The 23,426-nt window shown below is 64.7% G+C and carries 22 protein-coding genes; 18 read left to right on the top strand and 4 right to left on the bottom strand.

Annotated elements, in window-relative coordinates; translation table 11 throughout:
* The first annotated feature begins 36 nt into the window (after positions 1 to 36).
* A complete protein-coding gene (locus tag ACAG24_RS09655) occupies positions 37 to 1,041 on the top strand; it encodes a zinc-dependent alcohol dehydrogenase family protein (RefSeq protein ID WP_370472052.1) in 1,005 nt (334 codons plus the stop codon).
* Here the strand turns inward: ACAG24_RS09655 and ACAG24_RS09660 are convergent.
* A complete protein-coding gene (locus ACAG24_RS09660) occupies positions 1,038 to 1,982 on the bottom strand; it encodes a 2-hydroxyacid dehydrogenase (protein WP_370472051.1) in 945 nt (314 codons plus the stop codon). The two genes, ACAG24_RS09655 and ACAG24_RS09660, sit on opposite strands and share 4 nt — an antisense overlap.
* A 306-nt stretch (positions 1,983 to 2,288) precedes the next feature.
* Between ACAG24_RS09660 and ACAG24_RS09665 the strand changes: the two genes are divergently transcribed.
* From ACAG24_RS09665 to ACAG24_RS09705, 9 genes are read left to right on the top strand one after another with little or no spacing between them, the layout of a single operon-like run.
* The gene (locus tag ACAG24_RS09665; RefSeq protein WP_370472050.1) at positions 2,289 to 3,848 is read left to right on the top strand and encodes an ABC transporter substrate-binding protein; all 1,560 of its coding nucleotides are present in this window, start codon (positions 2,289 to 2,291) and stop codon (positions 3,846 to 3,848) included.
* A 29-nt stretch (positions 3,849 to 3,877) separates the two neighbouring features.
* Positions 3,878 to 4,807 (top strand): ABC transporter permease, encoded by a 930-nt coding sequence (locus tag ACAG24_RS09670; protein WP_370472049.1) that lies wholly within the window; start codon positions 3,878 to 3,880, stop codon positions 4,805 to 4,807.
* Positions 4,808 to 4,829: 22 nt separating this feature from the next.
* Positions 4,830 to 5,819 carry an ABC transporter permease gene (locus ACAG24_RS09675; protein WP_370472048.1) on the top strand — a complete coding sequence of 330 codons (990 nt, stop codon included), beginning with the start codon at positions 4,830 to 4,832 and terminating at the stop codon, positions 5,817 to 5,819.
* A gap of 11 nt (positions 5,820 to 5,830) precedes the next feature.
* Positions 5,831 to 6,880 carry an ABC transporter ATP-binding protein gene (locus ACAG24_RS09680; protein ID WP_370472047.1) on the top strand — a complete coding sequence of 350 codons (1,050 nt, stop codon included), beginning with the start codon at positions 5,831 to 5,833 and terminating at the stop codon, positions 6,878 to 6,880.
* Positions 6,873 to 7,904: an ABC transporter ATP-binding protein gene (locus ACAG24_RS09685; protein WP_370472046.1), complete on the top strand. Its 1,032-nt coding sequence runs from the start codon at positions 6,873 to 6,875 to the stop codon at positions 7,902 to 7,904. The genes ACAG24_RS09680 and ACAG24_RS09685 overlap by 8 nt, the downstream gene beginning before the upstream one ends.
* Positions 7,901 to 8,623 (top strand): sulfite exporter TauE/SafE family protein, encoded by a 723-nt coding sequence (locus tag ACAG24_RS09690; protein ID WP_370472045.1) that lies wholly within the window; start codon positions 7,901 to 7,903, stop codon positions 8,621 to 8,623. Before ACAG24_RS09685 ends, ACAG24_RS09690 begins: the two co-directional genes overlap by 4 nt.
* Positions 8,624 to 8,633: 10 nt before the next feature.
* Positions 8,634 to 9,434 carry an IclR family transcriptional regulator gene (locus tag ACAG24_RS09695; protein ID WP_370472044.1) on the top strand — a complete coding sequence of 267 codons (801 nt, stop codon included), beginning with the start codon at positions 8,634 to 8,636 and terminating at the stop codon, positions 9,432 to 9,434.
* Positions 9,431 to 10,801, top strand: a complete 1,371-nt coding sequence (gudD, locus tag ACAG24_RS09700) for a glucarate dehydratase (protein ID WP_370472043.1) — start codon at positions 9,431 to 9,433, stop codon at positions 10,799 to 10,801. The genes ACAG24_RS09695 and gudD overlap by 4 nt, the downstream gene beginning before the upstream one ends.
* Position 10,802: 1 nt before the next feature.
* The gene (locus ACAG24_RS09705) at positions 10,803 to 11,768 is read left to right on the top strand and encodes a 2-hydroxyacid dehydrogenase (protein WP_370472042.1); all 966 of its coding nucleotides are present in this window, start codon (positions 10,803 to 10,805) and stop codon (positions 11,766 to 11,768) included.
* Between the two features lie 65 nt (positions 11,769 to 11,833).
* Here ACAG24_RS09705 and ACAG24_RS09710 read toward each other — a convergent pair whose 3' ends face one another.
* Positions 11,834 to 13,018, bottom strand: a complete 1,185-nt coding sequence (locus tag ACAG24_RS09710) for a DUF7159 family protein (protein WP_370472041.1) — start codon at positions 13,016 to 13,018, stop codon at positions 11,834 to 11,836.
* 182 nt (positions 13,019 to 13,200) lie between these two features.
* Positions 13,201 to 14,607 (bottom strand): PE-PPE domain-containing protein, encoded by a 1,407-nt coding sequence (locus ACAG24_RS09715; protein WP_370472040.1) that lies wholly within the window; start codon positions 14,605 to 14,607, stop codon positions 13,201 to 13,203.
* A gap of 394 nt (positions 14,608 to 15,001) precedes the next feature.
* Between ACAG24_RS09715 and ACAG24_RS09720 the strand changes: the two genes are divergently transcribed.
* Positions 15,002 to 16,822, top strand: a complete 1,821-nt coding sequence (locus tag ACAG24_RS09720) for a PQQ-dependent sugar dehydrogenase (RefSeq protein ID WP_370472039.1) — start codon at positions 15,002 to 15,004, stop codon at positions 16,820 to 16,822.
* A 6-nt stretch (positions 16,823 to 16,828) separates the two neighbouring features.
* On the opposite strand, the gene ACAG24_RS09725 is transcribed toward ACAG24_RS09720, so the two are convergent.
* The gene (locus ACAG24_RS09725) at positions 16,829 to 17,254 is read right to left on the bottom strand and encodes a nitroreductase family deazaflavin-dependent oxidoreductase (protein WP_370472038.1); all 426 of its coding nucleotides are present in this window, start codon (positions 17,252 to 17,254) and stop codon (positions 16,829 to 16,831) included.
* A 168-nt stretch (positions 17,255 to 17,422) separates the two neighbouring features.
* On the opposite strand from ACAG24_RS09725, the gene ACAG24_RS09730 reads away from it, so the two are divergent.
* The 7 genes from ACAG24_RS09730 (at position 17,423) to ACAG24_RS09760 (ending at position 23,289) form a co-directional block, all read left to right on the top strand.
* Positions 17,423 to 18,187 carry a hypothetical protein gene (locus ACAG24_RS09730; protein ID WP_370472037.1) on the top strand — a complete coding sequence of 255 codons (765 nt, stop codon included), beginning with the start codon at positions 17,423 to 17,425 and terminating at the stop codon, positions 18,185 to 18,187.
* A 123-nt stretch (positions 18,188 to 18,310) separates the two neighbouring features.
* On the top strand, positions 18,311 to 18,547 hold the full coding sequence (locus ACAG24_RS09735; RefSeq protein ID WP_370472036.1) for a hypothetical protein: 237 nt from the start codon (positions 18,311 to 18,313) through the stop codon (positions 18,545 to 18,547).
* Between the two features lie 868 nt (positions 18,548 to 19,415).
* Positions 19,416 to 20,099: a hypothetical protein gene (locus ACAG24_RS09740; RefSeq protein ID WP_374150769.1), complete on the top strand. Its 684-nt coding sequence runs from the start codon at positions 19,416 to 19,418 to the stop codon at positions 20,097 to 20,099.
* The gene (locus ACAG24_RS09745) at positions 20,092 to 20,835 is read left to right on the top strand and encodes a hypothetical protein (RefSeq protein WP_370472034.1); all 744 of its coding nucleotides are present in this window, start codon (positions 20,092 to 20,094) and stop codon (positions 20,833 to 20,835) included. Before ACAG24_RS09740 ends, ACAG24_RS09745 begins: the two co-directional genes overlap by 8 nt.
* Entirely contained in the window at positions 20,832 to 21,287 is a 456-nt protein-coding gene (locus tag ACAG24_RS09750) for a DUF7689 domain-containing protein (protein WP_370472033.1), read from the top strand. Before ACAG24_RS09745 ends, ACAG24_RS09750 begins: the two co-directional genes overlap by 4 nt.
* Positions 21,288 to 21,404: 117 nt before the next feature.
* Positions 21,405 to 21,788, top strand: a complete 384-nt coding sequence (locus ACAG24_RS09755) for a hypothetical protein (RefSeq protein WP_370472032.1) — start codon at positions 21,405 to 21,407, stop codon at positions 21,786 to 21,788.
* Between the two features lie 133 nt (positions 21,789 to 21,921).
* On the top strand, positions 21,922 to 23,289 hold the full coding sequence (locus ACAG24_RS09760) for a hypothetical protein (RefSeq protein WP_370472031.1): 1,368 nt from the start codon (positions 21,922 to 21,924) through the stop codon (positions 23,287 to 23,289).
* Positions 23,290 to 23,426 lie beyond the last annotated feature (137 nt).

Here is a 23,426-nt window from a genome sequence, read left to right on the forward strand (position 1 = left end):
CTCTGATCCGAAACACCCCCCACGAGGAACGCAGACATGCCTGATTCGATGAACGCCGTTGTGCTCAACCGCTTCGGAGGACCCGATGCCTTCGAGTTGCGCGACGTCGATGTCCCGCACGTCGGACCCCGCCAGATACGGGTGCGCGTCCATGCGACCGCAGTCAACCCACTCGACGTCCAGATCCGGCGCGGTGACTATCCGGATCACGTGCCACTCCCGGCCATCATCGGGCACGACGTCTCCGGCGTGATCGAAGAAGTCGGATTCCACGTGACCGAGTTCCGCGCCGGTGATGCGGTGTACTACACGCCTCAGATCTTCGGGGGTCCCGGCTCCTACGCCGAGCAGCACGTCGCCGACGTCGAACTCGTCGGCCGCAAACCGGAGAACCTCAGCCACCTGGAGGCGGCAAGCCTGACCCTCGTCGGCGGAACAGTCTGGGAGTCGCTGGTGACACGCGCTCAGCTCACCGTGGGAGAGACGATCCTGATCCATGGCGGCGCAGGCGGTGTCGGCACGGTCGCGATCCAGGTCGCGGCGGCGATCGGGGCGCGAGTGATCACCACCGTAAGAGCCGGCGACGACGAGTTCGTTCGCTCACTGGGAGCGGACGCGGTCATCGACTACACGGCAACGGATTACATCGAAGCTGTAGCGGAGCTGACGAGCGGCAAGGGTGTCGATGTCGTCTTCGACACGATCGGTGGCGATGCCCTTACCCAGAGCCCACTGACGCTCGCCGACGCCGGACGCGTCGTCAGCATCGTCGATATCGCCCAACCGCAGAACCTCATCGAGGCGTGGAGCCGCAACGCCGCCTACCACTTCGTCTTCACACGACAGAACCGCGGAAAGCTCGACGCGCTCACCACTCTCGTCGAACGCGGCCTCGTGAAGCCGGTCATCGGCGCGACACTTCCGCTCGCCCGAGTGGGCGACGCTCACGAGCTTCTGGAGAACAGACGGACGTATGCGCTCCGCGGCAAGGTTGCGATCGACGTGGCGGGGCAAACCGTTGAGTTGCCGCCTCGCGTCTAGACCGGGGTGACCAGCGTGCCGGTCTTGAGGAAGCTGTCGAGGTTGCGCAACGTCAGCGCCTCCATCGCGGCGCGGGTCTGCTCGGTGCCGCTGCCCACGTGCGGCAACAGCACGACGTTGGAAAGGTCGAAGAGCTCCTCGGGCACTTTCGGCTCGTCGGTGAAGACATCCAGGCCCGCACCCGCGAGCCTGCCGTCCAGCAGCGCCTCCACCAGCGCGTCCTGGTCGACGACGCTGCCGCGGGCGATGTTGATCAGATAACCGCGGGGTCCGAGCTCGGCGATGACCTCCTTGCTCACCAGGCCCCGGGTGCTCTCGCCGCCGGCCGCGGCGACGATCAGCACGTCGACGTTCGAGGCGAGATCCAGCGGTGACGCCGCATACGTGTAGCGCGCGTCGGCCACCTCGCGGCGGTTGTGATAGCTGATGACGCAACCAAAGGCACTGAGCCGCTCGGCGATTGCTTTACCGATGCGGCCCAGGCCGATGATGCCCACGCGGGTGTTGCTCACCTGCCGGGTCAGGGGGTAGTTGCCGTCGACCGGCCAGCGGCCGGCCCGGACGTACCGGTCGGAGGCCGAGAACTGCCGCAGTGTGTCGATCATCAGACCCACCGCGGTGTCGGCCACGCAGTCTGTCAGGACGTCGGGGGTATTGCTCACCCCGACGCCCCGAGTCTTGGCGGCGTCGACATCGGTCGTGTCGTAGCCGACGCCGAAGTTGATCACTGCGCCCAGGTTCGGCAGCGCGCTCATCAGCGCGGCGTCGACGCCCGTGCGGCCCGACGTCACAGCCGCGGTGAACTCCGCCCCGCGCCGGGTCAGAAAGTCGGCACGCTCGGCGGACGAATCGGGCAGCACCGCGGCGGCATAATCGACGGCGAGGGTGTGCGCCAGCGACGGCTTGAGCGGGCCGACCTGCAAGACGGAGTGATTTCCCACGGTCCTCACGCTACGACGAGCTGCAGATACCCGTCCACGTCCGAAATAGCATGGACTTATACCTAAGCCGCATAGTTGGCGACTTGTCCGGTGGGCTGGGGCATGAGTGGCCATATCCGTAATGCGAAATCGCTGATCAGGGGGCTTTTCGGGCACGCGGACCACGCTGGCGCGACGTCTCAAAGATGCGCAAAATGGCCGTCTCCCCGGGGTTGACGCTGTTTCGAACACGCTCTTACGGTGTGGTTGCCATCACAGCCTGCATCTACATACGTGGACGTCACTACCCCCAGCCCGGGAGGATCGATGAACCCCAGCACTCGGCGCCTGAGCGTCCTGGCCCTGGCCGCGGTCACCGTCGCAGCCAGCGGCTGCAGTGTCGCCAACACCGGCAGCGGCGGCTATGACCCCAACACACTGCGCATCGTGCTTCCCCAGGAGCCGCCCACGCTGGAGCCCTGCGAGGGCTCGCTGACGTCCACCGGCATCGTCACCCGCTCCAACATCACCGAGCCCCTGGCCGAGCGGGACTCCAACACGGGCGATCTGCTGCCGCTGCTGGCCACCGGGTGGGAGCAGACCACGCCCACCGAGTGGACGTTCACGCTGCGCGACGGCGTCACCTTCTCCAACGGGGCGCCGTTCACCTCAGCGGATGCGGCCTTCTCCATCGACCGTGCGGTGAACTCCGATCTGCAGTGCAACGTCGACGGCTACGTCTTCGGCGACGAGGTGCTGACCCTGCAGACGCCCGACGAGAACACCGTGGTCGTCGGCACCACTGAGCCGGATCCGATTCTGCCGCTGCGGATTTCGTTCGTCGAGATGGTCCCGGTCACGACCAGCACGACCGAGAAGGTTCGCGAACCCATCGGAACCGGCCCCTACGCGATCGAGAGGTGGGACTACGGTCAGAAGCTGACGCTCGCGCGCAACCCCACCTACTGGGGCCCGGCGCCCGCCTTTGCGAAGGCCGAATACCAGTGGCGCAGTGAGGGAAGCGTCCGCGCGGCGATGCTCACCAATGACGAGGCCGACATCGCGACCAACCTCGGACCCGAAGACGGGGCAGGCGATCTCGGCGTCCCGTTCCAGAACAACGAGACCACCGCACTGCGTATCACCGGCACCGAGGCGCCGCTCGACGACATGCGCATCCGGCAGGCGATCAACTATTCGGTCAACCGCACCGGAATCGTCAAGGCCATCTTCCGCGGCCTCGGCGAGCCGGCGGCCCAGCTGATCCCCGAAGGCGTCGTCGGCTACAACTCGGATCTGCAGCTGTGGCCACACGACCCGGACAAAGCACGTCAACTCGTCGACGAGGCGCGCGCCGACGGCGTCCCGGTGGATCGGCAGATCCGCTTGATCGGACGCAACAGTCAGTTCCCCGGCGTCACCGAGACGGTCGAGGTGATCCAGAGCGAGCTCGCCAACGCGGGCCTCAATGTCAAGATCGAGATGATGGACACCGCGGCGCAGCTGGAATACCAGCTGCAACCGTTCCCCGCCAATGCCGGGCCGTTCATCGCGCTGATCCAGCACGGCAACCAGGCAGGCGACGCCGCATTCTCCGTCGACCAGTACATGAAGTCCGATGGCGCGCAAAGTGCTTTCGGCACACCGGCTTTCGATGATCAGATCGATGCCGCCGGCGAACTCACCGGTGAGGCGCGCCAGCAGGCGTACGCCCAGATCTTCGCCGACGAACCGCAGAAGATCATGCAGTTCGCCTACATCGCCCATATGCGCGGAATCCTCGGCAAGTCCGCGCGTGTCGACTACGCGCCGAATCCGGCGACAGGCGACGAGATGCTGCTGGCCACCATGACACCGGCCTCCCCCGACCGCACCGATCAGTCCTGACTGCAGACGTTATAGAAGGGCCCGCCCTGATGTTCTCCTTCGTCCGGCGCCGGATGTACTCCAGCGCATTGCCGTTGATCATCGTTCTCCTCGGTGTGTTTCTGCTCGCCAGGCTCACCGGTGACCCGACGAATCTCTACCTGCCCGAGTCGGCGACACCCGAGCAACGCGAATCGTTCGCCGCCGCCAACGGCTTCAACGACCCGCTGATCACCCAGTTGATCGACTACTTCAAGGGCGTCATCCATCTCGACTTCGGCACCTCGCTGCGCACCGGAGAGTCGGCTGCCGACATGGCATTACGCGCCTTCCCGGCCACGCTGCAGCTGGCGATCACCACGATGCTGCTGGCCATCGTCGGCGCCGTCGTCATCGGCTGCTGGGCCGCCTATCGCCCCAACTCGCTGGCCGACCGCTTCTCGTCGCTGCTGTCCATGACCGCGGCGAGCATTCCCGATTTCTGGTTCGCCATCACCGGTGTGTGGCTGTTCGCGGTGCTCCTGGGCTGGCTGCCCACCTCCGGCACCGACGCCGGCATGCTGTCGTGGATCCTGCCGATCGCCACGCTGATGATCAGACCACTGGGCGTCCTCACCCAGGTGGTACGCGGCGCAATGGTTTCCGCGCTCTCGGCGCCCTACGTTCGGTTGGCCCGAAGCAAAGGCGCCAGCGACTTCCGCGTCGTCAGCCACCACGCGCTGCGCAACGCCGCCGCACCCGCACTCACCGTCGCCGGTGACCTCGCGGTCGGTCTCATCAACGGTGCGGTCGTGGTCGAGGCGATCTTCGGTTGGCCCGGCATCGGCAAGCTCATGATCGATGCGATCCTGCAACGCGACTTCGCGGTGCTGCAGGCGGCGGTCCTGCTCACCGCGGTCAGCATCTTCCTGCTCAACATCATCATCGACGCCTGCTACGCGCTGCTCGACGCGCGTGTCCGGGAACCCGCACGAGTTTAAGAACGGCGTAGGGAATACAGACATGACTCAGATCGACCTGGTACCGGTCAAGCCAACCACCGCGATCGTCGGCGAAGACAATGTGAAGACCAAGAAGCGCGGCGCCGCCCAGTGGTACCGGCTGCTGGTCAACGATCGCGTCGCCGCCGCAGCCGCATGCGTCCTCGGATTGGTGTTCCTGACCGCCGCTTTCGGCCCGATGATCGTCGGTGACCTCGCCACCAAGATCGACCTCGACAACTCCAACCAGGCGCCGTTCACGCTGTCTCACGGCTGGGCGAACGTCCTCGGCACCGACCCGCTGGGCCGCAGCATGCTGGCCCGACTGATCGTCGCGTGCCAGACCACGCTGTCGGTCGCGATCCCCGCGGTGGTGATCTCCGCGATCGTCGGCTCCGCGATCGGTATGTGGGCCGGCTACTACCGCGGCTGGCGTGAGACCGTGGCAATGCGCATTGCCGACGTCATCATGAGCTTCCCGTCGCTGCTGCTCGCGGTCGTCGTCCTCTACGTGTTCTCCCCCAGCGCCGCCAATATCGTTCTGGTGCTGGCGATCACCCGCATCCCGGTATATCTGCGCACAGCCCGCGCCGAGTCCGCCGAACTGCAGAGCCGGGTGTTCGTCGACGCGGCACGGACCTTCGGCGCCAGCGCGAACTCGATCATCTTCCGTCACGTGCTGCCGATCGTGCTACCCACACTGCTGACCGTCGCGACGCTGGACTTCTGCTACGTCATGCTCGCCGAGAGCTCACTGAGCTTCCTGGGCATCGGCATCCAACCGCCCGACGTCAGCTGGGGCCTGATGGTCTCCCAGGGTCGCACCTACCTGCACACCGCATGGTGGCTGTCGTTCTTCCCCGGCCTCGCCATCGTCATCACCACGGTGTCGGCCACCATCCTCGCCGCGTGGGCCCGGATCGCGACCGATCCCGCGCAGCGCTGGCGCCTCACTGTTCCTCAGAAGCGGCTGTCCAAGTTCACCAAGACCGGGAAGCGCCGCCTCTCGTGAAAGGATCAAAGATGACTGCACTTGCCGATCATGACGTTCCCACAGACGCGGTGGATGCCACACCGGTGCTCGACGTCGACGGGCTGACCGTCGAGGTCCGCACCATCACCGGAACACTGCGCGCCGTCGACGGTGTCTCGTTCCAGGCTCGCCGCGGTGAAACGTTGGCCCTGCTCGGCGAATCCGGCTGCGGCAAGTCGATGACAGCTACCGCGCTGGTCGGCCTTCTGGAACCGGTCGCCGACATCGTCGGGGGCACCGCCAAGCTCGCAGACGTGGACCTGATCAGCGCCGACCGCAAGAAGCGGCGTGAGATGGCCGGCACCGAGCTCGCCATCGTGTTCCAGGACGCGCTCACCGCACTGAACCCGCTCTACACCGTGGGAACACAATTGGCGGAACCGTTCCGGATCCACCACGGCCTCAGCGCCAAGGACGCCAAGCGCAAGGCCGTCGATTTGATGACCCGCGTCGGCATCCCTCAGCCCGAGACGCGCTTGAACTCCTACCCGCACCAGTTCTCGGGCGGTATGCGGCAGCGGCTGCTCATCGCGATGGCCGTCGCGCTGAACCCGAGCGTGCTGATCGCCGACGAACCCACCACCGCACTGGATGTCACGGTGCAGGCCCAGATCATGGCGCTGCTGCGCGACCTGCGCGCCGAGTACCACATGGCCGTCGTCCTCATCACGCACGACCTCGCGCTGGTCGCCGAAGAAGCCGACCGCGTGGCGATCATGTATGCCGGCAATATTATCGAGACCGGCACGGTCGCCGAGGTTTTCGCCAACCCCAAGCACCCCTACACCAAGGGCTTGCTCAACTCCGTGCCCGTCAACGCTCGCCGCGGCGACGCACTGAAGTCGATCGGCGGCTCCCCGCCGGACCTGCATTCGATTCCCGAAGGCTGTGTGTACCAGGCCCGCTGCCCGCTGGCCGCCGACATCTGCCGCACCACCAGGCCCGCCCTGGCCGCCGTCGACACCGACCCGATCGCCGGCTCCGCCGGCAGTGATCGCAAAGCCGCGTGCCACTTCCCGGAAGAGGTCTCCAATGTTTGATCAAAAGAGCGCGGATGACAGCCCCGACACCTTGCTCGAGGTCCGCGATGTCCGTAAGAGCTTCCGCGTCCCGCACGCCGGCAAGAACAAGCTGTGCGCGCTCGACGGCATCACCCTCGACCTCAAGCGCGGCGAGACGCTGGGCCTGGTGGGTGAATCCGGTTGCGGAAAGTCCACGCTGGCACGCACTTTGATGATGCTGGAACGCCCCGACGAAGGAACCGTCAGCTTCGACGGCGTCGACCCGTTCAGCCTCAAAGGCGCCGACCTCCTCAAATTCCGCCGCCGCGTGCAGATGGTCTTCCAGGACCCCTACGCGTCGCTGAACTCTCGCATGTCGGCGGCCGAGATCATCGCCGAGCCGTGGCGCAGCCACAAAGGCATCGTCAAGAACCGGCAGGACCGCGACATGCGAGTGCGCGGCCTGCTGGATCTGGTGGGTCTGGGCGCCAAGGCCGCCAACAAATATCCGCAGGAGTTCTCGGGCGGGCAGCGTCAGCGCATCGGCATCGCCCGCGCCCTGGCCCTGAACCCCGACGTGATCATCTGCGACGAACCGGTGTCGGCGCTCGACCTGTCCGTGCAGGCCCAGGTGCTCAATCTGCTCAACGATCTGCAGGAGCAGCTCAACATCTCCTACATCTTCATCTCCCACGACCTGTCGGTGGTCCGCCACGTCGCCGACCGCGTCGCGGTGATGTACCTCGGCCGGATCATCGAGAACGGGCCCACCGAGGCGGTTTTCGCGCGGTCCAACCATCCGTACACTGCAGCGCTGATGTCGGCCGCACCGACGCTGGACGGCACGCAGCGCAAGCAACGCATCCTGCTCAAGGGCGAGGTGCCTTCGCCGATCAACCCGCCGTCCGGATGCCGCTTCCGCACCCGGTGCTGGAAGGCGACCGACGTCTGCGCGACGACGACGCCGGCACCGTCCCTGGACCCCGAGTCCGCCGACCACGCGGCGCTGTGCCACCACCCCATGCTGCTCGAGGGGAGTGGGCGTGAAACCGTGGCGGTATGAGCGCAGCGGCGTATTGCATTCTCGCAGTGGCGGTCCTGTTCGCGTCGGCGCTGCAGTCGTCGATCGGATTCGGGATCGGGATGTTCGCGGCGCCGATCGTCGCGCTGGTCGACCCCCAGTTGATCCCGGGCACGCTGATCATGATCGCGACGCTGGTGACGCTGATCGTCGTGGTGCGCGAACGCGAAGCCATCGACCTGCGCGGTACGGGGTGGGCACTGCTGGGCCGGGTGCCGGGCACGATCGCGGGGGCACTGCTGCTGGCCTCACTTCCGGCGCGCGGTGTGGCGATCATGCTGGCCGCGGTCGTACTCGGCGGGGTGGTGCTGACCAGCGTCGGCTGGATCCCGGCGGCGAGGCGACGCAACGTGGTGCTCGCGGGCGCGGCATCGGGAGTGCTGGGTACCGCGACGGCAATCGGCGGACCACCGATGGCGTTGGTGTGGCAGCGCAGCAGCGGCGCACAGCTGCGGGGCACGATGGGCGGGTTCTTCCTGATCGGCTCACTGATGTCGCTGGTGATGCTCGGCCTCACCGGAGCAATCGACCGGCACACGTGGTGGGGATTCGCGGTGTTGGCTCCGGCCGCTGTCGTCGGTTACCTGCTGTCCAACGTGCTCAACAGACATCTCAACCCGAAACGGCTGCGCTGGTTGGCTATCGGCGTCTCGGCTGCGGGAGCGATCGTGCTGATCGCCCGCGAACTGCTGGCTTTCTGAGGAGCGGACTGTGACAGAGCCCGACATCTCGGTACGTAAGGTCAAGTCGGCGGTGCGCACCGTCGAACTGCTGGAGTACCTCTCGGCACGCCACGACGAGCCTGCCCGCCTCCGCGAGATCAGCGATGCGCTCGACATGCCGCGCAGCAGCGCGCACGCCCTCCTGCGCACCCTCGTCGCGCAGGGCTGGGTACGCAGCGATCCCAGCGGAACCCTGTACGGCATCGGCATTCGCGCACTGCTGGTCGGCACCAGCTACCTCGACAGCGACCCCTACCTGCCGCTGATCACACCGTTCCTCGAAGAACTGCGGGCCGATCTCGACGAGACGTTCCACCTCGGGCGCCTCGACGGCACCGACATCGTCTACCTGGCCACCCGCGAATCACAGCAGTATCTGCGGGTGTCGAATCGCGTCGGCCGGCGGCTGCCCGCCTACACGACGTCACTGGGCAAGGTGCTGCTCGCCGAACGATTCGGCGCCCAGCGCGACGAGCACGTGCCGTCGGCGCTGAAAAGCCTGACACAGCACACCATCACCGATCGCGCCCAGCTCGATCACGAACTCGACGAGGCGCGCATTCGCGGGTACGCCTGCGACAACGAAGAAAACACCGTGGGCCTGCGCTGCTTCGCGGTGCCGCTGCGCTACTGCAAGCCGGCACAGGACGCGATCAGCGCCTCGGTGCCGGTCGACCGGCTGACGCCGCAACGTCAACGCGACATCGTCGACGCGCTGCGCATCACGGGAGACAAGGTCTCTCGCGTGGTGCGGCCCCTGGCCAACGGCGACAAGTGGTTCGCCTCATGACAATCGGAGAAACCCCCGTGAAGACGCCCTCGAAGACACCGACAGTCACCGACGTCACCGTCGTCCCCATCGCCGGGCACGACAGCATGCTCCTGAACCTGTCCGGAGCCCACGGCCCGTTCTTCACCCGCAACCTGGTGATCATCTCGGACTCCGCAGGCAACACCGGCGTCGGCGAGGTGCCCGGCGGAGAGCCCATCCGGAGAACACTTGAGGACGCCCGCGGCCTCATCGCCGGTCGCAGCATCGGCGACTACCACGCCGTCCTCAACGACGTGCGCCGCACGTTCTCCGACCGCGACGCCGGCGGCCGCGGCGCGCAGACCTTCGACCTGCGGATCGCCGTACATGCCGTCACCGCAATCGAATCCGCACTTCTCGACCTGCTCGGCCAGCACCTCGAGGTGCCCGTGGCCGCATTGCTCGGCGACGGGCAGCAGCGAAGCAGGGTTCAGGCGTTGGGCTACCTGTTCTTTGTCGGCGACCGCACCAAGACCGACCTCGCGTACCGCTCCCCCGCCGATGAGGCCGAGGACGCCGAGGACTGGTTCAAGATCCGCCACGAGGAAGCCCTGACCCCTGACGCGGTGGTTCGGCTCGCCGAAACGGCGCGCGCCCGATACGGCTTTGTCGACTTCAAGCTCAAGGGCGGCGTGCTGCCGGCCCCCGAGGAGGCCAAGGCCGTCATCGCCCTCGCCGACCGATTCCCCGACGCACGGATCACGCTGGACCCCAACGGAGGTTGGCTGCTCGACGACGCGATCACCACCTGCCGCGAACTCAAAGACGTCCTCGCCTACGCCGAGGACCCGGTCGGACCCGAGGGCGGCTTCTCCGGCCGCGAGGTGATGGCTGAGTTCAAGCGGGCCACCGGTCTTCCGACGGCGACCAACATGATCGCCACCGACTGGCGCGAGATGGGCCACGCCATCCGCACCAACGCCGTTGACATCCCGCTGGCCGATCCGCACTTCTGGACGATGGCCGGCTCCGTGCGCGTCGCGCAACTCTGCGATGTGTGGGGCCTGACGTGGGGATCGCACTCCAACAACCACTTCGACGTGTCGCTGGCGATGTTCACCCATGTCGCCGCTGCCGCACCCGGCGACATCACCGCCATCGACACGCACTGGATCTGGCAGGACGGGCAGGCGATCACGAGAAACCCTTACGAGATCGTCGACGGATACCTCACGGTGCCCGACGCTCCCGGGCTCGGTGTGCAGCTCGACGATGCCGCGGTTGCCGCCGCTCACGAACTGTACAAGCGCGAGGGGCTGGGCAGCCGCGACGATGCGGTCGCCATGCAGTACCTGATCCCTGGCTGGACATTCGACAGCAAGCGCCCTGCTCTGCACCGAGGCTGACGTGAAAATTGTTGTGGTGGACCCGAACCTGGCTCCGCATCGGAAGCGGTTCGAAGCCCTGCTGCCCCCTGGATCTGACATCGGATGGTTCACCGGCGCGGCGCCGGAGGACGAGCTGAGCGACGCGGAGGTGTTCGTCGGAAGCCGGTTCACCGCCGAGATGGCATCCGCCGCGCGTCGGCTGCGGCTCGTCCACCCCGCCGCGGCAGGCACCGACAGGATAGCCTTCGATGCTCTCGCGCCGGGGGTACTGGTGGCCAACACCTTTCACCACGAGCGGTCGATTGCCGAGTACGTGGTCGGGGCTGCGGTGATGCTGCAGCGTGGGTTCCTGACCCAGGACAGCAGACTGCGCGACGGCGTGTGGGCGACGTCGGTCTACGACAGTTCCATCCCCCAGATCCCGACACTGGGCGAGGCTTACATCGGGTTCGTCGGATTCGGGCACATCGGACAGTGCACCTGGAAGCTGTTGCAGCCCTTCGGATGCACCGCGGCGGCAGTGACCGGCTCCGGCAAGGTGGCCGATGACACCGGCCTGCAGTGGGTGGGCGACACCGGCCGGCTCGACCAGTTGATGCGGGAGTCCGACGTGGTCGTGGTCTCGGCGCCGCTGAACAGTCGCACGGAAGGCATGATCGGCGCTCCGCAACTGGAGGCACTCGGGCCCAGCGGGGTGTTGATCAATGTCGGTCGCGGTCCGTTGGTGCAGGAGCGGGCGCTCTTCGACGCGCTGGCGGGCGACGTCATCAAGGGAGCGGCGATCGATGTCTGGTATCGCTACCCGGTAGACGGAATCGGTTGTACACCAAGCGATCTACCGTTCGATAAACTTCCCAACATCCTGATGACGCCGCACTCGTCGGGCGTCACCCGCGACACGTTCGCGGGGCGGGCGGGCGACGTCGCCGACAACATCGGCAGGCTCGTCCGCGGCGAACCGCTGCGCAACCTCGTCCGGGGCTGAGTGCATCTCGTCGGAATTGCGTTCCGGCAGTTCGCGTGCCGGCCGGAGCCGAGTTTCGGCAGAAGCTAGGGCGTGTATCCGTATTGCGGTTCGTGGAACCGGTTGATGATCGGAATACGCTCGATGATGCGATCACGCAGCCGCGGCTGTTGCACCGGTTGCTGCGGGGCCACGGCAGGCACCTGGGCAGGCGGCGCAGCCGGCGGAACGTAGGCAGGTGCGGCAGGCGCAGGCGGCAGATAGTTGGCCGGCGGTGGCGGCGGGACGTACTCCGGCGCGGCCGGAATGTTCGGCGCGGGAGCGAGCGGCTCCTCGTAGACCGGCGGCGGGGCCTCGGGCATCGGGGCCGCCTCCGGGGCCGGCATCTCGACGGCGACCGGCACAGCCTCCTGCGGAGGTGGGGGCGCGGGCGCACGCTCTGTCGGGGCGGCCTTGACCGGGGCCGGCTTCGGCGTCGCCGTCGGCTCCGGCGCAGGCTCGGTGACCGAGCGCGCCATCTCGGGCGCAGGGCTCTCGGGGGTCAGCGACATGCCCAGCGCGACCGATACCGACACCACGAACGTCACGACCGCGGCGGCCAGCACCGAGGCCAGCGTGGCCGTCGGGGTCAGCCCGCGCCGGGCCGGGGTTTCCTGCGCATCGAGGATCGACACCGCCGAGGCCGCCGCCAGCGCAGCTCCGCGTGCCAGGGCCATGTCGCTCTCGTCGGCGGAGAGCACCGGCACCCGCAGCCGCCGCTCCAGCTCGGAGACCGCGCCGGTGACGTCGCCAGAACCCAGGACGAAGACCGCGTCGGGCGTGAAGCCCTCCACGTCGGTGAGCGCCGAGTTGTCGACCCTGTCGGCGGTGACGCCTTCGGTGGTCACCGCGACCACCACCGAGGAGTCGGGCTCGGCGACACAGACCACCAGCCGCTCGCATCCGGCGATGTCGGCGATACCGCAGGCGAGCGCCTCGGCGGCTTCGACGTCGGACACCGCGATGACGTTCTCGACCTCCCGGTCGGTCAGGGCCTGCCACACCGAGCTCGCCGTGTACTCGGCGTCCGTGGTCCAGGTCAGCCCGATGGCGTCGACGCGGCGCGGTGCGGAACGTTCCAGCAGTTCGGCGAGCAGCGCCTCGGCATCGAAGTCGTCGTGACGGGGAACGGATCCGAGGTCGACGGTCTGGGTCTCCCCGCTGGTCGCGGCGTCGACGAGAACCCAGCGCACCGACGACGAGGTCATCGACAACCCGAGCACGACGTCCATGAATTGGCTACCAATCTCCAGCGACTAGCAGTCGACACTACCGCGAGCGCCCGGAACCGCACAGTCGGCAGCTGCCCGGGCACACGGTTGCCCCGCGACGACGCGACCGGTGGTCCGGCGCCACGACATCAGGCGGACCCGCTGGGACGCGACGGCTGGGCTTGCCGTCGCCGCGGTAAGCGCTACGCAGCCTCGCCGGCGCTGTCACCGGTGTCGGTGTTCTCGGCGTTTTCGGTGTCGTTGTCCTCGGTGTCGGTGTTCTCGGTGCTGTCCTCGATGTCCGTTCCGGTGTTGGAGTCGGCGGGTTCGACGTCGTCGGCATCCTTGTCGTCGGCAGCCGGGGTGAGACCGGCGGCCGGGCTCTCCTGGGCGTCGGCGGAATCTTCCTCTTCGGCAGCTGTTTCCGCGATACCTGCTGATTCGTCGTCGTTCCTGGAGTCCTGCTGTTCATCGAAGTCGCCCGGCGCCTCGCCAACGCCGTCCCCGGCACTGCCGGTTCCGGAGATGCCGTTGCCCTCGGATGCGCCGGCCATTCGAGCGTCAGCAGTAGGTGCGGTGGCGGGATCGGCAGTCACCGCCGGCGTAGACGGGGTGAACGGCTTGAAGAAGCTGGCACGCGCGGGGACGCTGTAATCACTTCTGTCGTAGGCCGTCTCGATGAACGCCCGCAACGGTGCATCGAGGGCTGCGATGACGGCGTCGGACAGGAACGGATCCAGCGGCATCAACAGCGGGATCGGATAGGTCTTGATCACGTAGTAGTGGGTGTTGCTGCCCGCGTGGTACTGGTAGTAGTCGGAATCGCCGGATGCCTTCGCCGCTTCCAGCTCCTCCGCGGTGAGTTCGGTCTGCATTTCGCTGTGCACCAACAAAATTCCCATGAAAGCATTGGCGACCGCGATGGGATTCCAGAGATACCGCGGGAAGTCGGCCCAGCCGTCGTACTGGCGGGCGACGTCGTAGGTCACGTCACCGGTGTTCGGCGTCGCGCCGCTGAACGTGACGTCGAGCAACGGGATCGTGAGGCCCTTGAACCGTTGCATCACACCGCCATTGGGCCGGCTCGGATTCGCTACGAGGACGAAGGTGTTACCGGTCTGCGTCCCCTTGTACAGCGATGCGACGACGGCACCCTGGGAGTAGCCGAAGATGACGTCTCCCGCGGGCTGTTGCGCCGCGAGCAATTGCACTCCCTGCGCGACGGATCCGTTGTACGACAGGTCGGCGAAACCGCCGTGGGAGAAGGGCCGGAAACCCGCGTTATAGGGCACCTTCACGTACGGCTCCTCCGGAGAAGGCACTCCGGAACCGTCGATGACCTCATCGATGAAGTCCAGATACTGCTGCTCGGTCGGCACTCCGCCGATGTTGGTACCGCGTAGATAGTGCAGCGAGGCAAGCAACTGCGGGCTGACCGACAACGTCGGTGCGACACCGACCGCCGCGGCGCCCGCCAGTGCGACCCCCGCGACACTGGCGGCGGACACCATCGCCCTCACCCGCGACCCGCGCCGCGGGCGTTCGCTGGCCACTCTCGGCGACTTCTGAGCCCGGTGCTTACCGCGCGCGGTGATCTGACGCTTCCCCATACCACTCCCCTTTGGTTGCCTGCCGACCTTCTACGCGCCGGCCTGGCTACGGCGAGTGTACGCGCACCGTTTGCTGCCAGATGCTGCTTCAGGAGTGGTATCGCCCGAGGGCAAACCGCGGTTTAGGGCGCCGAGGCCGAGACGGGGTGCCGACCGCGACCGGTCGCCGTCGGACGGGACATCGGAGCTGCTCTCGTGGGGGATGGTTCGCCTGCCGAACGCTCACGGCCAGCAGTTCGGATTCACCGCGGCCAGAGCTGTGACGTAATCCTGACCTTCGTGGCGAAAACGCGTTCATCGGTTGACAGCGAGAAATACAGTTTGCCTAGCCACGGACATCAGCGGGCGCGAAAGCATGCGCGCTCCGCGGTGTACCAGTTCGCAAGGAGTCGACATGGGGGAATCACCGGCGAGCGCGCGCAGGGATCGGCCGACGGGTCGCTACGCCCGATACGTCGGACGGGTGGGCGGCTTGGCGTTTGCTCTGGGGGTCGGGGCGGCGGCGGTCTCCGGAGCAGCCCTGGCGTCCGCCGACACGTCCGACGGGGGAACCTCAGGGTCGACGTCGGCGAGCGCGTCGTCCTCGTCGGGCCCGTCCACCGGTGCACACACATCGCAGTCCGACTCCGTGAGCGAGACGGACACGGACGCCGGCACGTCGTCGGAGCGGGGGACGACGAAGGCCACGGCGGGAGTTTCACCGTCGCAGCGGGTTGCCGAATACTCGGAGGATTCCGCGGACGCCGAAGCCGAGGAGGCCGAAGCCGAGGACGCCGACGATGAAGCTGCCGCCGAAGCCGATGACGACGAGGCGGCTGTTGCCGACGAGGAAGCCGAGCCGGCGCAGGCATCGGCCGCCGTGCAGATGGAGGCCGAAGCGGACGAGCGCAGCTGGCTGGAGAAGCTGTTCGACAACGAGACGCCGACCATCAGCCCCAATCCCGCCGAGAACACCGTCATCGACGGCAACGTCGTCGGCAACCTGCATCCCGAGGATCCTGACTCGACCCGGCTGACCTACACGGCGACCCGGCCCGAGCACGGCACCGTCGTCATCGGTTCCGACGGCACCTTCGTCTACACGCCCGGCGCGAGTTACGCCGGGCAGGACACCTTCGAGGTGACGATCAGCGACGCCCGCGACGGCTTCCACGTGCACGGCGCGGCCGGGCTGCTCAACCTCTTCACATTCGGTCTGCTCGGCAACAGCGGACACCGCACCACCAGAACCGTGTTCATCGGACACGAGAGGGCCACGGTCGTCGAAGGCCTGAGTTCCCCGGTGGACTTCAAATTCCTGCCCGACGGCCGGATCCTGATCGCGGAGAAGGGCGGCGCCATCCGCGTCGTCGAGGACGGGGTGCTGCGCACCCAGCCGCTCGTGACGATTCCGGTGCGGACGGAGGTCGAGCGCGGAATCGCCGGCCTGGCCATCGATCCGGCCTTCACCAACAACGGCCGCATCTACGTCGCCTACATCGACGGACCGACCAATCGAAATACGTTGTCGCGCTTCGTGGTCACCGGAAGCACGGCGGCCTTTGACCAGGTACTGCTGCAGTCGACGATAAGCGCGGCGGTCAACCACCACGGCGGCGCACTCGACTTCGGCCCCGACGGCAAGCTGTACTGGGGCGTGGGTGACAACGCCGTCGGGTCGAACGCCCAGGATCTGACGGACAACATCCACGGCAAGATTCTGCGGCTCAACACCGATGGCAGCATTCCGACCGACAACCCGTTGATCGCCGGCTCTCGCAGTGCGATCTATGCCTACGGTCTGCGCAACCCGTTCCGGTTGACGTTCACCCCGACGGGCGAGCTTCTCGTCGCCGATGTGGGCAACGCCGCCTTCGAGGAGGTCAACAAGATCGTCGCCGGTGGCAACTACGGCTGGCCGAGCTCGGAGGGTGTGTGCACGAGCAGTTGCGCCGGCAAGATCGATCCGATCTTCACCTACGCCCGTGACGGCGGTGCGGCGATCACGTCGGTCACCGTCCACCAGGGCAAGGTGTTCATCGCCGATCTGGTGAAGGGCTGGATCAACGTGCTCACCTGCGCCCCGGCCTACACCGCATGCACCGACGTGCAGACCTTCGATCCGGACGCCGGGGCGACCGTCGTCCTTTCCGAGGGCCCCGACGGCGCGCTGTACCAGCTGCTCTACAACCCGGGTTCGCTGGTCCGGATCGACTTGGAGGACATCGACGTCTGAGTCGGATCAGCCTGCTGCTCTGACCAATTCGACGACCGGGATGACCCGTTCCGTCTTGCGCTGATACTCGCCGAACTGCGGCTCGGCCTCGACCTGCTTGGCGTAGATCTCGTCGCGCTCGGCACCCTCGAGGATTCTCGCTGTGGCCGAGTAGGTTTCGGTGCCGATCTCGACCACGACGTCCGGGTTGGCGACGAGGTTGCGGTACCAGTCCGGATGGGAGTCGGCGCCGCCCTTGCTGGCGAAGACGAAGACGCGTCCGGCATCCGGTAGATAGACCAGCGGCGCAATGCGTTCGGTCCCGGATTTGGCACCGATGTGGTGGACGAGCACGAGCGGCTTGCCCTCGAAGATGCCGCCTGCTGTGCCGCCGTTGGCGCGGAACTCGTCGATCACCGTGCGATTCATCTCGTCGAACGCTGCTTTGTCCATGACTGCTCCCTGGTCGGATGGGTCCCTGACTCCTAACTACCTGTCGCGCCGGTGCGTCTATTCCCTGCGGGCCGGACAGCTACCCGACGCGCAGACGGTCCGCCACGCCGCGAACTGTATCGGCACAATCGGCCACCGCAAACGGAAATGTGGCTACACTTCGCCTGCATGGAGGGGAAGAGACGGCTCCTTGTCGCGGCGTTGCTGATGACCACGGTCAGTGCTTGCACCCCGGAACCGCCACCGTATGAATCCCGTTACACGCCACCGGCTCCCGTCGCTCCCCCGCCGCCCCCGATGGCTCCCGGTGCATCGTTCGTGGACGACTTCGACAGGGCCGAGACCCCCGCGGGACTGGACAGGGGCTGGGAGTTGCGCGGCGCCGACCCCGGCAAACCTGCGGTGCCGGTGCGGACGGGGGCCTTCATCCGCGACGGCCACTTCGTGTCGTCCGACGACAGCAACACCTTCGCAGTTCAGACGCTTCGCGATGTCGTGCGCCGGGTCGGCGCGGAGGGGCGCTGGACGAAGATCGGCGAGGGCGGCTTCGAAACCCTCATCATGGGCATCACGTCCGACGACAGCCTCGGGGGGAATCAGCTGCAGCTGGTCATCACCCCGGCCGGGTGGGAGTTGCGCAAGCACCCTGACGGCGATTCCTCCGAAGCGGTGGGCAAGGCGACCTTCGAACCGCCGCTGGCGGTCAACGGCACGTACCGCTTCGAAATGGATGTCGAGGACGATTCGGTGACAGTGCGGGTCGCCGGCGTCGAGAAGCGGGTGCAGGTCGACACCGTCGGCCTGCTCGGCGAGCGCGTGTACTGGCAGCACTACTCGTCGCCGGAAGAGCTCCCGATCGGGTCGAAGTTCTGCGTCGACATGGTGTGGGCCGCCGAGCAGGGCAAGCCACTGTCACCCGTCCCCGCGCAATGACCCGTTCGGACCGCAACGCCTGACCACCCCGGTTTCCGGTTTCGTCAACTTCGCGGACTCCGACGGTTATCGTTCACTTGTCAAATAGATCGACGAACGGGGCGGGGATTTATGAAGAAGACAATGGCGGCATTTGCACTGGCTTGCGCGGGACTGATGGGCGCGGCGGGAACGGCCAGTGCCACCGACTACCTGGAGACCGACTCCAACGGCCAACCGTGGTTCTGGGCCACCGAAGCCGAATGCCAGTCCGACGCGCCGCTTGTGTGGAACGATCCCGGCTTTGATCGGGCCTACCCGTACTGGTTCTGCGGCGCCGGCGACGGCGGCTGGTACCTGTTCAGCACCGACGCCCGCTAGGCAGGGCGGGCGGCGACACCCGGCAACGAAATCAGGCCCCCTCGAAAGGGGGCCTGACCAGGGTGGCAGGTACAGGATTCGAACCTGTGTAGGCGTAAGCCGACGGATTTACAGTCCGTTCTTCCAGCCGTTTGCTGTAATCGAAGAAACATGAAGAGTAACGGCACCACTCCGTTGACAAGGCAGAATGCACGTGGAGCGATTGGTAGTTAATGGGCCCTGTTGGAGCTGCTGCGGTATAACTGCGGTATGTACTCATGGCCTAATTGATGCTGGGGCCTGCGCCCGCTGACCGGCCCCCGGCAGATTGCAGAATGTCGCGCCGCACCTGGTCTCTTAGGTCGTAATGTCACGCAGGTGAGGAGTACGTCAGTCATCGACGCGGAATTACGGCTGCTCGCTGCAGTTCGGCGAGAGGTGCGGCGAGCCGGTGGCCGCCCGCCAAACTACGCACCGGTCGACGAGTTGCTCGACGAGCGCAACTCAGGCCTTCGTCGGGGTCTAGTAGACAGATAAGTTTGCCATTTCACCAAATCGGCTGCTCATTACGCATATGGCAGTTGCTGCATCATTGTCGCATGATTCTGGCCAACTTGGGGCTTATCCCATCTCGCCCGCCTGCAAGGAGTTGCCGTCGAAGGCTCATGGTGCGATGGTTCAGAATGGAATTTCGCCAGGCCCCAACTCGTTGTATTCCCAGCGTGGATAATTTCGCTGGTCAGCGCGTTGCTGCCGGAAATTTTCAGGTTTGAGCTGCATGATGGAGGGCATTATGGTGTCGCGATCGGTATGGAGTCGCAGCCGACCGGTAACGCGGGTCGTGTCATGCTGATACTCCACCCCGAGCGGACTCGAAAGAAGGCGTCCCTTGCCTAGATTGACTTCGGTCCGAATCCCCAAGACCGGGATTGCAGTGTTCCAGGCGATTGCGACGCTCGACGGAGAACGTGCCGACAACCTTGTCGCCCATCTGTCAAACGATGGTGTTCGCACCCTGCCGACCCTCGTTGAGACGGTGCGCACCGCAGTAGGGGATGCGTGGGACGAGGAACTGGCCGATGCATTTGTAACCCATTTGCTCTCGCTCTCAACGCTAGCGATCGGTCACGACTTCAGCGCCGAGGATCTGGCAAATCACCTCGCCAGTCAGGTGGCGGAAGAGCTTGGGGACACCGAGATGGAGGTGCTCCCCGGCAGGCTCGCAAGTCTCTTGAGCGTTCCGAGCATGAGAGCGTTCGGCAAAGCGGTAGATGTCTCTCAGGAGTCAGACCGGTTACTACACACATCGCGCGTCATAACCGATATTCGGCCAGTCTTCGGAAACGACGTTGAGCGAGAACCCATCGGTGCCGTGATCTCGCACACTTTGCGACTTGACTACTTTGAACATGGTGAGGTGCGAACGGTCAGCTTCGCCTTGAATACTCGCGACCTCGCCGAGTTAAAGAAAACTCTTGATCGGGCGCAGGCGAAGGGAAATACGCTTTCAAACCTGCTTGATCGGGTAGAACTGACAGAGTTTGATTTATCTCAGGGGGAAAGCGATGACTAAGCCGGGCGAATTCAAGCCAGGAACGCGGGCGTACAACAAAACCGTATCTGTAGATCCGACGAAGATCGTCGGAAGGTTCGTTGCCAAACAACCGTCGCGGCATATCAATCCGGTAGCACAGTACGTCGAAGACGGATCAGTGCTCCCCGCTTACGCTAAAGCAAAGCTGTCAGCGTACGAGGTCGATTACCGTGACGTGCTACCCGTGACGTGTTCACACGTGGCCGCCGAAAAGATCGAGATAGTAACTGATTTCGTCACGAGCGTCGGAAGTCGAAAGACTTTTGTTATTGCAATGCTGACGAACCTGCTCGACGACCAGTCGTACAGTGTGGTCCACCAATTCGGATCGGGGGTCTACGAGGACCCTCGGCGTGCACACATCCGACGGATAATTCGAGACGAGGCCGACACCCCCGAGCTTCCCTCACCTGACAGTGAGTCATTGCGGCAGAAGTTTGAACACTTGAAGACCGTCTGGCGGCGAAAAAGCGCCAAGATGTCCGTTGTCGCAGACAAAGTGCTCATCCCGGAGTATCAGCAGATTATTGGTCTCGGTCGACCGGCGCTACCGCTCATCATCGATAGTCTCCGCACCGAGGGAGGCCACTGGTTTTGGGCGCTCGTCGCAATTACGGGAGAAGATCACGCATCTGGCGCCGAAACGGTAAAAGAGGCAAAAGAGCGTTGGATCGAGTGGTACGACTCCGCGGTTTCCCCCACTAGCGTGCGGTGACATCTACGGAGCTGGAGGAGATTGTCCCGGTCCTGCGGTACGCCAACTACGAGGTCACATCTCCGGTCGACGATGGCTACAACTGTGCAGCGTGGGCTGTCGGTGACAATGTCCGTTTCTGGGACCCGTCTCCGATCGGTGCCTATCACTGGCCTGATGGCCTTCCACGGGACCGTTCCACTGCCACCTACATCCTTGCTTTCGAGACTGTAGGTTTCTCGGTCGGCGGCGATGCCAGCCTGGAAGCGGGCATAGAGAAAATTGCCATATATGGGCTTAATGGTCAGTTCCAGCACGCGGCGCGTCAACTCGCGGACGGGCGGTGGGCTAGCAAGTGTGGGGAGAAAGAAGACATCATTCATTCTCACCCCTACGAACTGGAAGGTGACGAGCTCGGCTACGGTGCCGTCGTAGCGATCATGCGGCGGTCACTCACCGGAGCAGCGAGATGAGAAGGACCTCTTCCCTCAAGTAGGTGCACCCTATAATCAGGTGCCGGATAGTTGCTAAATCTGAGGGGGTCAAGGTTGCACGGGGAACTCTGGCTGTTGATAGGTACGGTTGCGCCGGTGGTCGCGGTAAGCAACACAGTCACCGTAATTCGGAACATCGAACTATTGAAGGGTGTGCGGCTCGTTCGCAGCCAACAACGAGATATGTGGCCACGAACTGCAAAGTTCACTTGGGCGATGTTCATATCAGCCTTGGTGAGTCTCGTTCTCAGCGTGATAACGCTCTTCGGTGCAGCCCTGTCGCTTGCGTATGAACGCGACGTAGCGCCTGCTGTGGCCTTCGCTTGGCTCGCAGGCGTATCAATGTTGCTTCTTCTCCCGCAGATCGCTGGGGAATGGTGGATCCGGGGAATGACTTACTTCGACGAGGAAGTCCTGAAGGCCAAGACCGCGCGTGCGCGCGAAACTGACCCGACATACATGAACGTAAAGCAGCCATAGCTTTCCGGCCTCGCCGCTTCTGCCCCATCGCGCAAAGTGAACGTAACTGATCCCCGCGTGGAAGCCTATCTCCAGACGGGTGCCGGGCGCAGCTCGGCGTCTTAAAGTCTTTGAGAGGAGGTAGCTTTCGACGATGACGGACTCTCCGAGTGGTGACGATGCCGAACCATTGAAAAGTTTCAACATGACAGAGTTCCCGTCAGGAGAACGTGACTGGTGCCGCTTAATAGATCACGTCACTGCCGTTGGCGACCTCGCAGAACGGCACTATTTGGAGCTGAAGTCCGATATTGATCCCATCTCCAAAGATGGTGCGGCAAAGATTGCGAAATTCATTCTGGGCGCGGCGAATCGAGATCCTCAGCGAGCAAGTCGCTACCTCGGTGGGCACGCCGTCATGATCCTAGGGGTGGGGCACCACAAAGCCGCCGGGTTACCACGCTTCGAGAGTAAAGACCTCGTAGGATCCGTCCAGCTATACGTCGGAAATCCCGGGCCGAGATGGGACTTTCATCGTATTCACGTCGATCGCGATCGGGACATTGTCATAATCTTCGTTGAACCACCCCGTCAGGGCGACCCGATCTGGCCCTGCGCGCGAGAGGGTTTCGGCCTGTTCAACGGACGGATCTATGTTCGCGCAGACGGGGAGACAAGAGAAGCTAACCACGGCGAAGTTCGCGCCCTAGTAGACCGCGCCTGTCAGCCCCCCATGCAGGAAACCAAGATCGATGTTCGGCTGAGCGGATATGTCCACCGCCTCCGCCTCGACAACTCGGTACTCGAAGACTATGTCTCACGGACACGACACAGATTGCAAAAAGCCGCCCCACCAGCCAACAAGCCTACTGTCACGCGCAAACCTTGGGACGAGTTCCTTCTGAATCAGCTGGAACCCGACGAGCGTACCCGCGAGCAGTACCTTGAAGAGATTGATGGTTGGGAGGAGCAAGTTCGTTCTGACTGGTGGAGGTACGTGAGCAACATAGTGGCGGCGATCGCGTCAGACGATGCATCGCTGTTACAGGTGTCGAGCATGGGATGGTTGGAGGAGGTTGAGGTAAAGGTCCAGCTGCCAGCAACCATTCGTCCAATCAACGTGCAGGAAGACCCCTGGGAATTCGACGATTTGCCGCTATCTCCCCGCATGTGGGGTCCGCAGCCGATGACCCCCTTGGCGCTTGCTTCTACAACACAGACCCTTCGCGGGTTCGAGATGCCCGAAAGCTTCAATACTGTAGTGCGTTACAACAGCCTTGACATTCGAGCGAGCGCGGACTACGCATCGCTAACGATTCTGATTAACCAGTTGAGACCCGAAGAGCCATTCGAAAGCAGGCAACGCCTGCTGCTTTGGGATATGTCCGAAGGCGATGGTACGTACGAGGTCTCGTGGAGCTTAACCGCGAAGGATCACCACGCACGGTTTACTGGAAGCTTCGAAATGCCCGTCGCCGACGTCATCGATATTAGTGACGCTGTGCGCGATTTCCTAGTATAAGCGAGCGGCAATACTACAAAATTTGTGTTACTAAAAGCGTCTTGGGAAAAGATTCAGCCACAGGGAGTTGCCCGCGCGGAATCGGGGAACTTCAGACCCCCCCTACGGGTCGATTCTATTGCTTGCCAATGGGTTTG

Origin of the sequence: Mycobacterium bulgaricum, assembly GCF_041287165.2 — a bacterium.
GTDB classification, from domain to species: Bacteria; Actinomycetota; Actinomycetes; order Mycobacteriales; family Mycobacteriaceae; genus Mycobacterium; species Mycobacterium bulgaricum.

What these genes read in the sequence shown, in the direction of transcription:
- ACAG24_RS09730 (WP_370472037.1), top strand. Translation starts at nt 17,423, where the DNA reads ATGGAGGGGAAGAGACGGCTCCTTGTCGCGGCGTTGCTGATGACCACG.
- ACAG24_RS09710 (WP_370472041.1), bottom strand. Translation starts at nt 13,018, where the DNA reads ATGGACGTCGTGCTCGGGTTGTCGATGACCTCGTCGTCGGTGCGCTGG.
- ACAG24_RS09680 (WP_370472047.1), top strand. Translation starts at nt 5,831, where the DNA reads ATGACTGCACTTGCCGATCATGACGTTCCCACAGACGCGGTGGATGCC.
- ACAG24_RS09735 (WP_370472036.1), top strand. Translation starts at nt 18,311, where the DNA reads ATGGCGGCATTTGCACTGGCTTGCGCGGGACTGATGGGCGCGGCGGGA.
- ACAG24_RS09720 (WP_370472039.1), top strand. Translation starts at nt 15,002, where the DNA reads ATGGGGGAATCACCGGCGAGCGCGCGCAGGGATCGGCCGACGGGTCGC.
- ACAG24_RS09690 (WP_370472045.1), top strand. Translation starts at nt 7,901, where the DNA reads ATGAGCGCAGCGGCGTATTGCATTCTCGCAGTGGCGGTCCTGTTCGCG.
- ACAG24_RS09715 (WP_370472040.1), bottom strand. Translation starts at nt 14,607, where the DNA reads ATGGGGAAGCGTCAGATCACCGCGCGCGGTAAGCACCGGGCTCAGAAG.
- ACAG24_RS09655 (WP_370472052.1), top strand. Translation starts at nt 37, where the DNA reads ATGCCTGATTCGATGAACGCCGTTGTGCTCAACCGCTTCGGAGGACCC.
- ACAG24_RS09760 (WP_370472031.1), top strand. Translation starts at nt 21,922, where the DNA reads ATGACGGACTCTCCGAGTGGTGACGATGCCGAACCATTGAAAAGTTTC.
- ACAG24_RS09675 (WP_370472048.1), top strand. Translation starts at nt 4,830, where the DNA reads ATGACTCAGATCGACCTGGTACCGGTCAAGCCAACCACCGCGATCGTC.
- gudD (WP_370472043.1), top strand. Translation starts at nt 9,431, where the DNA reads ATGACAATCGGAGAAACCCCCGTGAAGACGCCCTCGAAGACACCGACA.
- ACAG24_RS09685 (WP_370472046.1), top strand. Translation starts at nt 6,873, where the DNA reads ATGTTTGATCAAAAGAGCGCGGATGACAGCCCCGACACCTTGCTCGAG.
- ACAG24_RS09745 (WP_370472034.1), top strand. Translation starts at nt 20,092, where the DNA reads ATGACTAAGCCGGGCGAATTCAAGCCAGGAACGCGGGCGTACAACAAA.
- ACAG24_RS09670 (WP_370472049.1), top strand. Translation starts at nt 3,878, where the DNA reads ATGTTCTCCTTCGTCCGGCGCCGGATGTACTCCAGCGCATTGCCGTTG.
- ACAG24_RS09665 (WP_370472050.1), top strand. Translation starts at nt 2,289, where the DNA reads ATGAACCCCAGCACTCGGCGCCTGAGCGTCCTGGCCCTGGCCGCGGTC.
- ACAG24_RS09725 (WP_370472038.1), bottom strand. Translation starts at nt 17,254, where the DNA reads ATGGACAAAGCAGCGTTCGACGAGATGAATCGCACGGTGATCGACGAG.